The organism is Shewanella psychromarinicola (assembly GCF_003855155.1).
Classification (GTDB): domain Bacteria; phylum Pseudomonadota; class Gammaproteobacteria; order Enterobacterales; family Shewanellaceae; genus Shewanella; species Shewanella psychromarinicola.
Genome location: NZ_CP034073.1, coordinates 211190 through 226037, shown reverse-complemented (window position 1 = coordinate 226037; position 14848 = coordinate 211190). Strand labels below are relative to the sequence as shown.

The following is a 14848-nucleotide window of genomic DNA, read 5'->3' as shown; positions in this document are numbered from 1 at the left end:
TTAAACAAAAAAATACCAGCATTATCTGCTGGTATTTCGAACGCCATAAAGTCGATTTATAAGGCTTTAAGGATGGCTTCTACACTGTCCTTGGCATCGCCAAACAGCATTTGAGTATTGTCTTTAAAGAACAATGGATTTTGTACACCGGCATAACCTGTGTTCATTGAACGTTTAAAGCCAATCACATTTTGAGCTTTCCATACTTCTAACACTGGCATGCCCGCGATAGGGCTGCTTGGATCTTCCATTGCTGCAGGGTTAACCGTATCGTTAGCACCAATGACGAGCACAGTATCAGTATTGCTAAAGTCTTCGTTGATTTCGTCCATTTCGAGCACGATATCGTAAGGTACTTTAGCTTCTGCTAATAGTACGTTCATGTGGCCAGGTAAACGCCCCGCAACAGGGTGAATACCAAAGCGGACTTTTATACCCAGAGCCCGCAGCTTTTTGGTTATTTCAGCGACAGGATATTGAGCTTGCGCTACCGCCATGCCATAACCTGGGGTGATGACAACGGAGTCTGATGCTTTTAGCATGTCAGCTACGTCTTCAGCCGTTGTTTCACGGTATTCACCGACGGTGTCATCGCCACTGGCCGCCACACTATCATTGCCAAAACCACCGGCAATAACAGAAATAAACGAGCGGTTCATTGCTTTACACATAATGTAAGACAGGATCGCACCCGACGAGCCCACAAGCGCACCAACGACAATCAGTAAGTCATTAGATAACATGAAACCTGCCGCTGCCGCTGCCCAGCCTGAATATGAGTTCAGCATGGACACGACCACTGGCATATCGGCACCACCAATCGATGCCACTAAATGCCAGCCAAATGCTAATGCAATTAAGGTCATCAGGATCAGTGGTGTCACTGCTCCGCCGGCTTGTACGAACATCAGCATTAATATAAACGAGGCCACAACGGCCAATAAGTTTAATTTATGGCGATGCGGTAGCATAAGTGCTTTCGATGAAACCAATCCACGTAGCTTAGCAAATGCCACAATCGAACCCGTAAAAGTGACAGCACCAATAAAGACGCCTAAAAACACTTCGACTAAATGAATGTTAAGCATTGCACCAGTCAAGTGTTCAGTTTGTTGGGCTTTACTTGCTTCTGCAAAGGCCGCTTTTGCCGTTTCTAGCGTGGTGTTGAGGTCTTGCCCCATTACCACGACAAATTCAGACACTTGGTGTGGTTGAATATCAATAAAGCTATTAAAGCCCACTAATACTGCAGCTAAACCCACAAAGCTGTGCAAAATAGCTACCAGCTCAGGCATTTCCGTCATTTCGACTTTCAATGCTAAGCGAATACCAATTGATCCACCGATAACCATGGCGAGAATAATCCATTCTACGCCGTTTGTAGCAGGATTGAGGATGGTGGCAATGAGTGCAATCGCCATCCCGATAATGCCAAATAAATTACCATTTTTAGCCGTTTCTTGTTTTGATAACCCAGCTAAGCTGAGAATAAAAAACACGGCAGCAATGATATAAGATGCTGTAACCAGTCCTTGAGCCACGATATTACCCCTTAATCTTTACGGAACATCTTCAGCATGCGCTGAGTGACGGTAAACCCGCCAAAGATGTTGATACTGGCGATAAGCACCGCGAAAAATGCAAGCGCAGTGACTAATGCTGAACCTTGACCTATTTGCAATAATGCACCAACCACAATAATACCTGAAATCGCATTAGTGACTGACATTAACGGCGTATGCAACGAGTGCGACACATTCCACACCACGTAATAACCCACCACACAGGCTAGGATAAAGACGGTGAAGTGCGACAAAAACTCAGCCGGTGCAACCGAGGCGACGGCGGCAAAGCCGGCAATACCTAAAGCACCTAAAATATACTTAAGTTTTGACGGTGCCTTTTCAACTTTGGCCGCTTTGGGTTCAGTGCTGGCCGCCGATTTCTGTGGCGCAGCAGATACTGAAATTGCCGGTGGTGGGAAGGTGATTTCGCCGCCACGAGTGACGGTCATATTGCGCATCACAACATCATCAAAATCGAGTACGGCATTACCGTCTTTTTCTTTACACATTAACTTCATCAAGTTGACTAAGTTAGTGCCATAAAGTTGTGACGATTGCGCCGGTAAACGACCCGGTAAGTCGGTATAACCTAATACCTTAACGCCGTTGTCAGTAATAAAACGCTCACCCTTTACTGTGTATTCACAGTTGCCGCCTGTAGCGGCGGCTAAATCGACAATCACTGAGCCCGGTTTCATGTTATCTACCATGTCTTTGGTGATCAGTTTTGGCGCAGGGCGTCCTGGAATTAATGCGGTGGTAATGATGATGTCGACTTCTTTGGCTTGCTCGGCAAATAGCGCCATTTCAGCCGCAATAAATTCTTCTGACATGGTTTTAGCGTAGCCGTCAGATGAGCCACCTTCTTTATTTTCAAACTCAAGCTTTAAGAAGCTACCGCCCATTGACTCAATTTGCTCTGCCACTTCAAGACGGGTGTCAAATGCGCGGACTATGGCTCCTAGAGAGCCTGCAGTACCAATAGCGGCAAGCCCAGCTACACCAGCACCAATAATCAGTACTTTGGCTGGTGGTACTTTGCCTGCTGCGGTTATTTGCCCGGTAAAGAAACGACCAAATTCATGTGCGGCTTCAATGACCGCGCGATAACCACCAATGTTTGCCATAGATGACAGTGCATCGAGTGATTGGGCGCGTGAAATACGCGGCACCATGTCCATGGCCATCACAGTAATATTGTTAGTTGAAAGTTTTTCAACGAGTTCAGGGTTTTGTGCTGGCCAAATAAAACTGACCAGGGTTGTGCCTGGCTTCATTTGTGCGATTTCATCATCGGACGGTGCATTTACTTTAAAAATAAAGTCAGCTTGATACACGTTGTCGACAATATCTGCCCCTGCTGCTTCAAATGCTGCATTATCGAAGCTAGATTTCACACCTGCTTGTGCTTCAATTGCCACACTAAAGCCGAGCTTTTTAAGCTGTATCACGGTTGCTGGAGTCGCCGCGACTCGAGTCTCACCTTCGATACTTTCTCTCGGTATTCCAATCTGCATGACTGTTTCCTGATGGTTAATAAAAAGACCGTCTATTGCGGTTCCCCATCAATAGACCATTCCGTTTGAGTATTACTTCCTCATATGGGCTCTTTGCCAATAGAAAAAGTGCACCATATGACCATAGAAGTCGGGTAAACTCATTAGTCGATAGTATTACGCTGACATAGTTACATTGTATTTGCACGCCGTTTTACTCAGAAAACAATCAAGCTGATAATTATTCATCACTTAATTGGCCTTCTAACTTGCGACATTAGGCATGTTTTGTGGCTAATTACTTGGTTTTAAATTGAGGTAATTTAAAACCTTTTAACGCCACCCCACTTTTGTAACGTAAAAAAAGCCCTTTGTATATTCCTAAATGGAATAAAAAATCATCTTTTATTCTTTTTTGGTTTTGGTACTCAGTAGTAAGCTAACCCACATTATACTGTTATAAGGCCGTCTTATGTTGTTAAAAGAACTTTCCGCTTTAGCATCACCCTTGTCTCAAGGACAAGTCGATAAGCTAAAACAACTCACATCAGAATTATCTTCTGTTCAACTCGCCTGGGTCAGTGGTTACTTAGCAGCGAGTGCTAACCAAGGTCAAAGCGGTGTCGAGACCACAACAGAGACAAGCGCCGCCCCAACAGTTACCATTTTATATGGTAGCCAAACTGGCAATGGTCGTGGCGTAGCCAAAGAACTCGCAGCCAAAGCGCAGGCGCAAGGTTATGCGGTTAATTTAGCTTCTATGGGCGAATATAATGTCCGCCAACTCAAACAAGAAACCATCTTGTTATTGCTCGTCAGTACCCATGGTGAAGGCGAAGCACCTGATGATGCGATTGAACTGCACAAGTTTTTAACCTCAAAGCGGGCACCAAAATTGGATAATCTACATTATTCTGTTTTAGCGTTAGGAGATTCAAGCTATGAGTTTTTTTGCCAAACCGGTAAAGACTTTGATGCGCGTCTAAGTGCATTAGGGGCAACATCATTATTACCCTTAGTTGAATGTGATGTTGACTATGAAGATATTTCACAACAATGGCAAGACAGTGTTGTTGAGGCCGTTAAGCCTTATATTCAAGCGTCAAGCGCGAGTGTGGTGTCAATTGGTACCGCATCTGTTGCTGGTGAAAGTGAATATACCAAGCAAAACCCCTATACAGCAGAAGTACTGGTAAGCCAAAAAATTACCGGTCGAGATTCTGATCGTGATGTACGCCATGTTGAAATTGATTTAGGCGAGTCAGGATTAACTTATCAAGTGGGTGATGCATTAGGGGTGTGGTTTAGCAATAACCAAGCGCTGGTCGATGAAGTGATCGCCGCGCTTGGTTTAGCAGCAGACGACAATGTGACTGTGGCGAAAGAGTCACTATCATTAAAAGCGGCGTTAACCGACAAGAAAGAACTCACTCAGTTATACCCAGGCCTAGTGAAAACATGGGCTGAGTTGAGCGGCAATGCAGAACTTGCGGCTATTGGTGAAGATAAAGAGCAAACCAGACAATTTATTCTACAGCACCAATTAGCCGATTTAGTGGCTGTATATCCAGCGAAAGTCAGCGCGACGCAGTTAGTTGGTATGTTACGTCCGCTAACACCACGGCTATACTCCATTGCCTCTAGCCAAGCAGAAGTTGAAGCTGAAGTGCACTTAACCGTGGCGTTGGTTGAAGATGAACGTCAAGGCCAGGCTCGTTTTGGCGGCGCATCGCATTTCTTAGCGTCAGCACAAGAAGGTCAACAGATTAACGTGTACGTTGAGCAGAATAACCATTTTCGTTTACCAGAAAATCCACAAACGCCTGTCATCATGGTGGGTCCTGGTACCGGTGTTGCGCCATTCCGCGCCTTTATGCAGCAACGCGCGGCAGACGGTGTGTCGGGTGACAGCTGGCTATTCTTTGGTAACCCGCATTTTGAACAAGATTTCTTATACCAAGTTGAGTGGCAGCAATATCTTAAAAACGGCGGTTTGTCGCGTTTAGATGTGGCTTTCTCACGGGATCAAGCTGATAAAGTGTATGTTCAGCACCGCATTGCAGAACAAGCTGAAGCGTTATGGCAGTGGTTACAAAAGGGCGCCCATGTGTATATCTGTGGTGATGCCGAGCGTATGGCAAAAGACGTCCATCAAGCATTAGTAAACATCGCGGTTGAACAAGGTGGCTTAAGCTTTGATGACGCAGAAGCTTACTTTGAAACACTGCGTAGCGAAAAACGTTACCAAAAAGATGTGTATTAACTCAGCCCACTGTTAGTAAATTATAAATATTTAGCAGTCTATTAGCGCGAGTGAATTGAACAGAATTAAGAGAGGCCAAGGCCATGAGTGAGCAAAAGTTAGCAGTAAACGAATACTTAAAAGACGACAGTGATTATTTGCGCGGTGACATCCAAGAAGGGTTAGATACCCAAGTCACTGGATCGTTTAGCGAGGGCGATCAACAGCTGATTAAATTCCACGGTTTTTATCAGCAAGATGACCGTGATTTACGTAACGAGCGTAAAGAGCAAAAATTAGAACCTCTGCATAGCTTTATGTTACGTGCACGCGTGCCGGGTGGTATTTGTACCCCAGAGCAGTGGTTAGCCGTGGATAAAATATCATCGACACTCACCACCTCAAACAGTATTCGGTTAACCACCCGCCAAACGTTTCAGTATCACGGCATTCCCAAGCGTAATCTAAAAACCTTGATCCAAGGACTTGATCGCGCCGCATTAGATTCTATTGCTGCCTGTGGTGACGTAAACCGCAATGTGATGTGTAATCCAAATCCGGTTGAGTCTAGGTTACATGCGCAAGCATATGCCGTCGCTAAGCACTTATCTGATCATTTATTACCACACACTCGCGCGTATGCTGAGATTTGGTTAGATGAAGAAAAGCTATTAGGCACAGAAACCGTAGAGCCTGTTTACGGCAAAACGTATTTGCCTCGTAAATTTAAAATGGCTGTTGCCGTTCCGCCCCATAACGACGTAGACGTGTATACCAATGACCTTGGTTTTATCGCGGTAGCACAAGCCGGTGAGTTAGTGGGCTTTAACTTAGTGGCGGGTGGCGGTATGGGCTCTACCCACGGTGAAGTTGAAACTTTCCCACGTTTAGCCGATGATTTGGGCTTTATTAACACGGACGACGTCACCAAGTTTGCCGAAGCGGTAATGACCGTTCAACGAGACTGGGGTAACCGTGAAGTACGTAAACGTGCCCGTTTAAAGTACACCATTGTTGACCATGGTCTTGACGCATTTAAAGCTGAAGTTGAAAAACGTGCTGGAGTGAAATTTGAACCAAAGCGTGATGTGACCATTGGTGATCGCGGCGATCGTTATGGTTGGGTTGAAGGTATCGACAACAAATGGCACTTAACGCTATTTATTGAAAGTGGCCGTATTAAAGATTTACCCGGTCAAACCTTACAAACAGGTTTACGTGAAATTGCCAACATCCATAAAGGCGATTTCCGCATGACCTCAAATCAGAACATGATTATTGCCGGTGTTGCAGCAGAAGATAAAGCCGACATTGAAGGCCTAGCCCGTAAGCATGGTTTATTAGGCCAAGTGTTAAGTGGCACTCGCGGCCATTCAATTGCCTGTGTGGCGTTACCCACGTGCCCATTAGCAATGGCTGAAGCTGAGCGTTATTTCCCTGAGTTTATCGATCACATCGATGCGCTACAGGCTAAACACGGTATTAGCGAGCAATCAATAGTAGTGCGAATGACAGGTTGTCCCAACGGGTGTGCGCGTCCATTTGCCGCCGAAATTGGTTTAGTGGGTAAAGCACCGGGTCGTTACAATTTGTATTTAGGCGCTAGCTTTGAAGGTACGCGTTTAAATAAAATGCATAAAGAAAACATTCAAGAAGCCGAAATTTTAGCGGAATTGGATACCTTGTTTGGCCGCTACGCCACCGAACGTGATGCTGGCGAAACCTTTGGTAACTTCACCGTGCGTATCGGCGTGGTGAAGGCGGTTATTGACGCCGCTAAGGATTTTCATGGGTAATGAAGTGGTAACGACTGCATCAACTGATGCCGGCGTCGATCATGGTGTCACTCCCGCTCAATTGCAGGCGTTGTTATTAGCGCCTCTTGCAGAGCAAACCGCTGCGCTGGAAACGATTAATCAGTTTTTAGCCGGGTTAACGGCGCAGCAACGAGTGGCTTGGGGTCTAGCATATTTACCAGGCGAGCATGCATTGTCGTCTAGCTTTGGTATTCAAGGCGCGGTGATGTTACACATGGTGACTCAAGCGCAAAGCGATATTCCGGTGATTTTAACCGACACGGGTTATTTGTTCCCCGAGACCTATCAATTTATTGATCAGTTAACCGAGCGTTTAAACCTGAATCTTAAAGTGTATCAAGCGGGTCAAACCCAAGCGTGGCAAGAAGCGCGTTTTGGTAAGCTGTGGGAGCAGGGCATAGATGGGTTGGATGAATATAATCGCATCAATAAAGTTGAGCCTATGCAGCGTGCATTAGCTGAATTGAATATTGGTACTTGGTTTGCTGGCTTACGTCGCAGTCAGTCTAGTACCCGTGAAGCTTTGCCTATTTTAGCCATTAGCGGCAAACGTTTTAAATTGTTACCCATCATTGAGTGGAGCAACAAAGACGTGCACATGTACTTAACTGAACATGACTTGCCATATCACCCATTATGGGAACAAGGTTATGTGTCGGTAGGTGATACTCACTCAAGCAAACCACTTGAGTTAGGTATGTCTGAAGAAGAAACCCGTTTTAATGGCTTACAACGAGAATGCGGTTTGCACTTCGATATCTAAGATGAGTGATAGCGTCATTGAGTCTTGTGTTTGTATGAGTCATCCGTAAGGTTGATTTATTCAAACGATTGATGGACTGGTTTGAGCGAAAACGGACTATATTTTATGTAAACTTTTATGCAATTGCGGCGATAATAGTCTACGTTTAATGATTCCTGTAGATGGTTTTTTGTAGACGTTTTGGGATTGTTTTTGCAGTCCACGTACCTTCAAAAGCTTCGCTCGCGTCCTCGAGCACATTGATTGACTTGTTAGCGTATAAGTAATCGATTCGGTTGTTCCCGATAACTCAGCGGTTTGAGTTATCGGGAAATCAGATGTTTGAATTATTGCCTGCTTAATGCTTGTTGATTTTCACTTTTATCTCGTCAAATTCCCTCTCAAAACTCGTTAGATAATAAGCTGTCTTTTTGGCGTATTGGTTTTTTACAGGTGCGGTTTTCAGGATAAATATCCCCCAAAAGGTAACATCTAATGCGCTTATTAACATTTAATGCTAAATTAATCCGCAGTTTATCGATGTAATCGATAATGCTTATCCCAAAAAGATAATAAATGTTTAAACGCTAACTCATTTCAAGGAAGAGTTAACAATAATATAAATTGGAGTTTATAGATGAATAAAATGGCAATTGCTGCTGTGGTATTGGCTGTTGGTGCTGGTGGATATTTTCTGTCGCAACAAGGGACGTCAGTGGTTAAAAACGACCCAATGTTGGACTATATCCCTGCTGATACATTAGCGTTTTCTGGGCAGTTAGTGCCATTTCCATTAAAAGATTATTTGTATAGCATTGCTGGCAATTATCAAGCTTATGATAAGGATAAAATGTTGTCGCTCGATGATAGCTCATCAGCTCAAGAGCGCTTTTTTGTCAGTTTATATAAGCAATACATGACTGTGTTGCCTAACCCTGAGACCTTGCTATCAACATACGGTTTAGCGGATTCAATTAAGAGTTATTTTTATACTTTAGGCGCATTGCCGGTAATGAAAATTGAGATCAGCAATCCTGCAGCATTCTGGGCGGAATTAGATCGCGCCGAGCAGGAAAGCGGCTTAACTCACACCATGGGCAAGTCGGGTAATGTTGAATATCGTGGTTATGCATTAACCGATGTTGATGAAAAAGAACACGCTGAGGTTGTATTTTCCGTTAAAGATGGCTGGTTAACGGTGACCTTGAATACGTCATTAAACACCCCTCAATTACTTGAAACCGCGTTGGGTGAGAAGAAAGTTGAGCACCCTATTAGCGAAACTACCCTGTTGCAAGACATTGCCAATACTCATGGTTTTATGCAAAACAGTATTAGCTTTATTAACCATGTTGAATTGGTCAAAGGGTTAACGTCGACAGACGGCAATATGCTGGCCAAGCAAATGACCAAAATGATTGAAATACAGGGCGAAGATCCATTTGCACAACTGAAAACCCCTGTGTGCCAAACCGAGTTTAATGCGATAGCGGCCAATTGGCCACGCAGTGTGATGGGACTCAACTCATACTCAATTACCCGCGAAGAAAGCACTATCGATGCGGCAGTGGTGATTGAAAGTAACAATCAAGTGATTTTGTCTGCCTTAAATAAAATGCGTGGTTTTGTACCATCATTTGCCAGTAACGGTCATGACAATATCTTATCAGTTGCGTTTGGGCTTGATGTGAAGCAATTAGCTCCAGCATTGAATGAAGTATGGAAAGATTTACAAACACCGCAATATCAATGTACTGCACTGGCTCAAATGCAATCAGAGTTAAGTGAGCTCAATCCAGCGATGCTTGGCATGATGGCTGGTATGGCGAATGGTGTTAAAGGCATCAGTGTGACGCTAGCAGATTACCAGTTGACCGAGAAAAATGGCCAGCCTAGCTTTGAAAAGCTAGATGCATTGATAAGCGTTTCGGCTGAAAAGCCGATGATGTTAGTGGATATGATGAGGCCATTTTATCCACCGCTGGCAAATGTGGACTTAAAAGATAATGGTGATCCGGTCGACATTACCCCCATGTTAATGTTACCGCCTGAATTAGGTGTTAGCGCTAAATTAGCCATCAAAGGTAATCATTTAGTGGCTTATACTGGCGATAGAGGTACAGAGTTAGCTGATTTGATGTTTAAGCAAACTCTTGAGTCTAATGGGTTTGTTAACTTATCTGTTGATTATCAGAAAATGTTTGCCCCATTAGTCGATATGGTAGAAATGAGTGGCGAACCGATGCCAGAAGAGTTGCTCATATTAAAAGACTACAATATGCGTTTACAGATGTCGGTAGACTTTACCGATAAAGGCTTAGTGATTGGCTCTATAGTAAACAGCAAAGCCAGTGCTAAGTAGCTTCTGTTAACCGCTTTTATTAAGGCTGTTTCGCTAAAGCGACGTAAACCACAAGATGGTTAACGAAACTAAAAAGGTGACCCAATGGTCACCTTTTTTTATGTGGCACACATGCCACTTTAGTGTTGATCACTTGCGGATTTAATCGACGTTAATCGCGTATGTTATAGAATGTCATTTAACGCAATACCAATACCAACACGCTGATTATGATGATTATAGTCAATTAAGCTTTCACCATAACCATTAAAGTACTGAGTATAAATACGTAATGTACCAATAATCGGATAACTCCAAGTCAATTCAACAGCGCCGCGATTGGTATCGCGTAAGTTGTTACGCAGTAGCATGGTAAAACGATGCTCATTTAAGCCGTAAACTCCGGTTAATTCAAAGTTGCCCATATAGCGGTTGATATCAGGGTTATCATCACCTTTAGCAACATTAATGTTTTCTTTTTCATCTTCTGGTAGACGCCACCACACTCTAAGCCCCAGTGCGAATGGACCACGGTCAAATACCGCACTGCCATAAATTCGGTTCCAGCTGCGTGACAATTGATTGGTCTGGCCATTAGACTGGTGTACCGCGCCAATGCCTAAAAATGAGTTAGTAAAACCGCCAATTTTCCAATCATTATTAAATAACATAAACACTTCAGGTTCGTGGTTAGTTTCACGAAAGGGAGACGACGCATCTTCGTTATAAACCTGCCAATAAGATTGATTGGTGTAGGCAAAGAACAAATGGCCATTATCACCAAAAACGTTATACATAATTGGAAATTTAAAACTGATTTGAAACTTTGCTTCTAAGTTATCAATGGTGAAGTCTTCATCTGGATATTTACTCTCAAATGGCAATGCGTTAGTGCGGGTTTGGTAAGTCACTGGTAGAAGGTAATTGGCCTTGTGCGGGGTGATCACAAATGGCTTTTCAGATGTGGCGAGTTCTCCTTTTACGCGCTCGTCGACTAATGAAACTTCTGCAATGGCGATCGTACTATAGCCAAGTAACAACAGCGAGAGTCCAACATATTGAGTGATTTTTATCATTGCAGTATCCATAAGCATAATTATTGGTTTAATTTTAATATCATTCTTAGAAACAGTATTTTTCGAGAGTCATTGTTATCAATTGTCAGAGATTTGTCGAATTAAGTTAACATTTTTTCATTCTAGCCCTTAATTCAGCCCGTATTAGCCTGTCAAATGGAGTAAACGACCAACAAACGGCTTTATATGCTATTTAGTTATAAAAACTAACTATAAACTATTGTATATGGAATATGGAAAACGCTATATTTGTATATGGTCAAATATCTTAAGGTTAATGTGATGGAATTAGTATCGATGCCGGGGCAACAAGCCAAAGGCAAAGTGTGGTTAGTCGGCGCAGGTCCTGGCGACGTTGAGCTGCTAACACTAAAAGCCTATCGCATCCTAAAGAATGCCGATGCAGTGTTATATGACGCATTAGTCAGCCAAGATATTTTAGATTTAATCCCCAGTCATGCTGAAAAAATTGCCGTGGGTAAGCGCGCAGGTAAACACAGCGCAGCCCAAGATGAAATTAATCAGTTGTTGGTGACCAAAGCATTCACCCGTAGAAATGTAGTGCGCTTAAAAGGTGGCGATCCGTTTATTTTTGGCAGGGGCGGCGAAGAGTTACAAATCTTAGTCGCAGCGGGTATTGCTTTTGAAGTAGTTCCTGGCATTACCGCCGCCAGCGGTACGTCGGCTTATGCTGGTATTCCGCTAACGCATCGTGATTATGCTCAAGGTGTCACCTTTATTACAGGTCACTGCCAGTTAGCGAGTCGCCCTATGGATTGGCACGGTTATGCTAATTCCAACAATACCTTAGTGGTCTATATGGGCATATTAAACGCCAATATTATCAGTGAGGGTTTGATCAATGCTGGTCGTAGTGCTGAGACGCCCGTGGCAATCGTGTCTAACGCAACCACCTCATCACAACAGCGGTTTATGGGTAAGTTAGGTGAACTGGCTCAATTAGCCGCAGATCCTGCTTTGCAGATGCCTGCGCTGATGATTATCGGTGAAGTTGTTGAATTAGCGGAGAGCTTGAATTGGTTTGATCCCGTCACTGCGCAACAAAAAACAGATTTAGACACAGTCGCTAAAGCGCTGTAGTCGATTAATTTAACCCGCTGCGATGCAGCAATATTAGCTAATGGAGAATCATCATGGCAGGCCGTTCGTTAAGCCATTTACAACAACTGGAAGCAGAGAGCATCCAGATCATCCGTGAAGTTGCAGCTGAGTTTGGTAACCCTGTGATGCTTTATTCTATTGGTAAAGACTCATCTGTTATGCTGCATCTTGCGCGCAAAGCATTTTACCCCGGCAAAATTCCATTCCCATTATTGCATGTCAATACGGGGTGGAAATTCAAAGAGATGATCGCTTTTCGTGATGCGCAAGCTAAAGCATTTGGTTTTGAGCTACTGACTCACACTAACCAAGAAGGCGTTGAACAAGGTGTTGGTCCATTTACCCATGGTAGTGCTAAACATACCGACATCATGAAAACCCAAGCGCTAAAGCAAGCCTTAAATCAATATGGATTTGATGCCGCTTTTGGTGGCGCACGTCGAGATGAAGAAAAATCCCGTGCCAAAGAGCGGGTGTATTCGTTCCGTGATAAGCACCACCGCTGGGATCCTAAAAACCAACGTCCAGAATTATGGCGCACCTATAACGGCGCGGTAAATAAAGGCGAAAGCATTCGGGTGTTCCCATTATCTAACTGGACTGAGCTTGATATTTGGCAGTATATCTACCAAGAGAATATCGAAATCGTACCGTTATATTTTGCAGCCCCTCGCACCGTGGTGAACAAAGGCGGCCAGCTGATCTTAAAAGATGATGATCGTATGCCAATCGAATCCGGCGATGTTGAATCGGTTGAGCGGGTTCGTTTTAGAACCTTAGGTTGTTATCCACTAACGGCGGCGATGCCATCAGAAGCCGATAGCTTAGAAAAAATTATTGAAGAGATGCTGTTAACTCGCTCAAGTGAACGTCAAGGTCGCTTAATTGATTCAGACCAAAGTGCTTCAATGGAGGAGAAAAAGCGTCAAGGCTATTTCTAAGCAATTGAATATGGTTGTTTTATCGACCCAGCATGCGAACGAATTTGAGTGAGAAAGATTATGGACCAAGCAACAAAGAATACCGACCGTATGGCCGCAGAGATCCAGCTGCACGGTGTAAAAGAATATTTGGCATTACAACAAAATAAAGGCTTATTGCGTTTTTTAACCTGTGGCAGTGTCGATGATGGTAAAAGTACCCTTATTGGGCGTTTATTGCATGACAGCGCGCAAATTTATGAAGATCAGCTCGCAAGCTTAAAAAGTGATAGCGCTAAAATGGGCACCACTGGCGAAGCCATTGACCTTGCGCTATTGGTAGATGGTTTACAAGCTGAGCGTGAGCAGGGCATTACTATCGATGTGGCTTATCGTTATTTTTCCAGTGAAAAACGTAAGTTTATTATTGCTGATACCCCTGGCCATGAACAATACACGCGTAACATGGCAACGGGTGCGTCAAACTGTGATTTAGCGGTCATTTTGGTTGATGCGCGTTATGGGGTGCAAACCCAAACTAAACGCCATGCGTTTATTGCCTCATTATTAGGTTTACGTCACTTTGTCGTAGCCGTGAATAAGATGGACTTGGTTGGCTTTGATCAAACGGTGTTTGACCAAATCCAAGCTGATTTTACTGATTTTGTGAAAGACTTTGGTGATTTAGATATTCACTATGTGCCCTTGTCGGCCTTAAATGGTGATAACGTGGTCAACCCTAGTACTCAATGTGATTGGTATCAAGGTGGCACATTACTTGAGCTGCTTGAAACTATCGATACACAGCGTGAACTGAGCGAGCTACCGGTACGTTTTCCGGTGCAGTACGTATTACGACCTAACTTAGATTTTCGTGGTTTCTCTGGCACGTTAGCGTCAGGCATCATTAAAGTGGGTGACGAATTAGTCGCATTGCCATCGGGCAAGCGCAGTAAAATTGAACGTATTGTCACCTTTGACGGTGATTTACCCGAAGCCGTAGCAGGTCAAGCAATCACCATTACCCTTGAAGATGAGATTGATATTTCACGTGGTGATTTATTGGCTCACCCGGCGACCGCGCCAGAAATGGCTAACCACATAGTAGCGGACCTAGTGTGGATGGATGAAAAGCCATTACAAATCGGTCAGTTATATGATGTGAAAGTGGCGGGTAAGAAAACCCAAGCGGTGGTAAGCGCAATTGAATACATTACCGATGTCAATACGCTTGAGCGCAGCGCAGCAAGCACATTAAGCCTAAATACCATCGCTCGGGTTAAGTTAGATTTAACCGAATCGGTTGTGTTAGATGCCTATAGCTTAGTACGTGATACCGGTGGAATGATTTTAATTGATCGTTTGTCCAATGCCACTGTTGCTGCCGCTATGGTCGTCAGTGGTCATCAGGGTGACAAGCAAACCAACACTGAGTTTAGTGCATTTGAAGTCGAATTTAATGCGTTAGTGCGTAAGCATTATCCGCATTGGAATGCGCGCGATATCAGCGTACTTGGAAAATAATTA

Annotated in this window: 10 protein-coding genes; 7 read left to right on the top strand and 3 right to left on the bottom strand. The window is 43.9% G+C overall.

Going from position 1 to position 14848, the window contains the following annotated elements:
- Positions 1-56: 56 nt before the first annotated feature.
- Together pntB and EGC80_RS00910 are read right to left on the bottom strand one after the other, a co-directional pair.
- On the bottom strand, positions 57-1541 hold the full coding sequence (gene pntB, locus EGC80_RS00915) for a Re/Si-specific NAD(P)(+) transhydrogenase subunit beta (RefSeq protein ID WP_124013504.1): 1485 nt from the start codon (positions 1539-1541) through the stop codon (positions 57-59).
- 11 nt (positions 1542-1552) lie between these two features.
- Positions 1553-3082: a Re/Si-specific NAD(P)(+) transhydrogenase subunit alpha gene (locus EGC80_RS00910; RefSeq protein WP_124013505.1), complete on the bottom strand. Its 1530-nt coding sequence runs from the start codon at positions 3080-3082 to the stop codon at positions 1553-1555.
- Positions 3083-3533: 451 nt separating this feature from the next.
- Between EGC80_RS00910 and EGC80_RS00905 the strand changes: the two genes are divergently transcribed.
- From EGC80_RS00905 to EGC80_RS00890, 4 genes are all read left to right on the top strand, one after another.
- Positions 3534-5324: an assimilatory sulfite reductase (NADPH) flavoprotein subunit gene (locus tag EGC80_RS00905; protein WP_101032801.1), complete on the top strand. Its 1791-nt coding sequence runs from the start codon at positions 3534-3536 to the stop codon at positions 5322-5324.
- Between the two features lie 83 nt (positions 5325-5407).
- Positions 5408-7099 carry an assimilatory sulfite reductase (NADPH) hemoprotein subunit gene (cysI, locus tag EGC80_RS00900; RefSeq protein ID WP_124013506.1) on the top strand — a complete coding sequence of 564 codons (1692 nt, stop codon included), beginning with the start codon at positions 5408-5410 and terminating at the stop codon, positions 7097-7099.
- Complete coding sequence (locus tag EGC80_RS00895; protein ID WP_124013507.1) at positions 7092-7883, top strand: phosphoadenylyl-sulfate reductase; 792 nt, start codon at positions 7092-7094, stop codon at positions 7881-7883. The genes cysI and EGC80_RS00895 overlap by 8 nt, the downstream gene beginning before the upstream one ends.
- A gap of 616 nt (positions 7884-8499) precedes the next feature.
- Positions 8500-10224, top strand: coding sequence for a hypothetical protein (locus tag EGC80_RS00890; protein WP_124013508.1), 1725 nt, complete (start codon positions 8500-8502; stop codon positions 10222-10224).
- A 164-nt stretch (positions 10225-10388) separates the two neighbouring features.
- Here the strand turns inward: EGC80_RS00890 and EGC80_RS00885 are convergent, their stop codons facing one another.
- Positions 10389-11279 (bottom strand): phospholipase A, encoded by an 891-nt coding sequence (locus tag EGC80_RS00885; protein ID WP_124013509.1) that lies wholly within the window; start codon positions 11277-11279, stop codon positions 10389-10391.
- Positions 11280-11561: 282 nt separating this feature from the next.
- Between EGC80_RS00885 and cobA the strand changes: the two genes are divergently transcribed.
- From cobA to cysN, 3 genes are read left to right on the top strand one after another with little or no spacing between them, the layout of a single operon-like run.
- A complete protein-coding gene (gene cobA, locus EGC80_RS00880; RefSeq protein ID WP_124013510.1) occupies positions 11562-12380 on the top strand; it encodes a uroporphyrinogen-III C-methyltransferase in 819 nt (272 codons plus the stop codon).
- 53 nt (positions 12381-12433) lie between these two features.
- Entirely contained in the window at positions 12434-13342 is a 909-nt protein-coding gene (gene cysD, locus EGC80_RS00875; protein ID WP_101032795.1) for a sulfate adenylyltransferase subunit CysD, read from the top strand.
- A 60-nt stretch (positions 13343-13402) separates the two neighbouring features.
- Positions 13403-14845, top strand: a complete 1443-nt coding sequence (gene cysN / locus EGC80_RS00870; protein WP_124013511.1) for a sulfate adenylyltransferase subunit CysN — start codon at positions 13403-13405, stop codon at positions 14843-14845.
- Positions 14846-14848: the final 3 nt, after the last annotated feature.

What these genes read in the sequence shown, in the direction of transcription:
- EGC80_RS00885 (WP_124013509.1), bottom strand. Translation starts at nt 11,279, where the DNA reads ATGATAAAAATCACTCAATATGTTGGACTCTCGCTGTTGTTACTTGGC.
- cobA (WP_124013510.1), top strand. Translation starts at nt 11,562, where the DNA reads ATGGAATTAGTATCGATGCCGGGGCAACAAGCCAAAGGCAAAGTGTGG.
- cysN (WP_124013511.1), top strand. Translation starts at nt 13,403, where the DNA reads ATGGACCAAGCAACAAAGAATACCGACCGTATGGCCGCAGAGATCCAG.
- cysD (WP_101032795.1), top strand. Translation starts at nt 12,434, where the DNA reads ATGGCAGGCCGTTCGTTAAGCCATTTACAACAACTGGAAGCAGAGAGC.
- cysI (WP_124013506.1), top strand. Translation starts at nt 5,408, where the DNA reads ATGAGTGAGCAAAAGTTAGCAGTAAACGAATACTTAAAAGACGACAGT.
- EGC80_RS00890 (WP_124013508.1), top strand. Translation starts at nt 8,500, where the DNA reads ATGAATAAAATGGCAATTGCTGCTGTGGTATTGGCTGTTGGTGCTGGT.
- EGC80_RS00905 (WP_101032801.1), top strand. Translation starts at nt 3,534, where the DNA reads ATGTTGTTAAAAGAACTTTCCGCTTTAGCATCACCCTTGTCTCAAGGA.
- EGC80_RS00910 (WP_124013505.1), bottom strand. Translation starts at nt 3,082, where the DNA reads ATGCAGATTGGAATACCGAGAGAAAGTATCGAAGGTGAGACTCGAGTC.
- EGC80_RS00895 (WP_124013507.1), top strand. Translation starts at nt 7,092, where the DNA reads ATGGGTAATGAAGTGGTAACGACTGCATCAACTGATGCCGGCGTCGAT.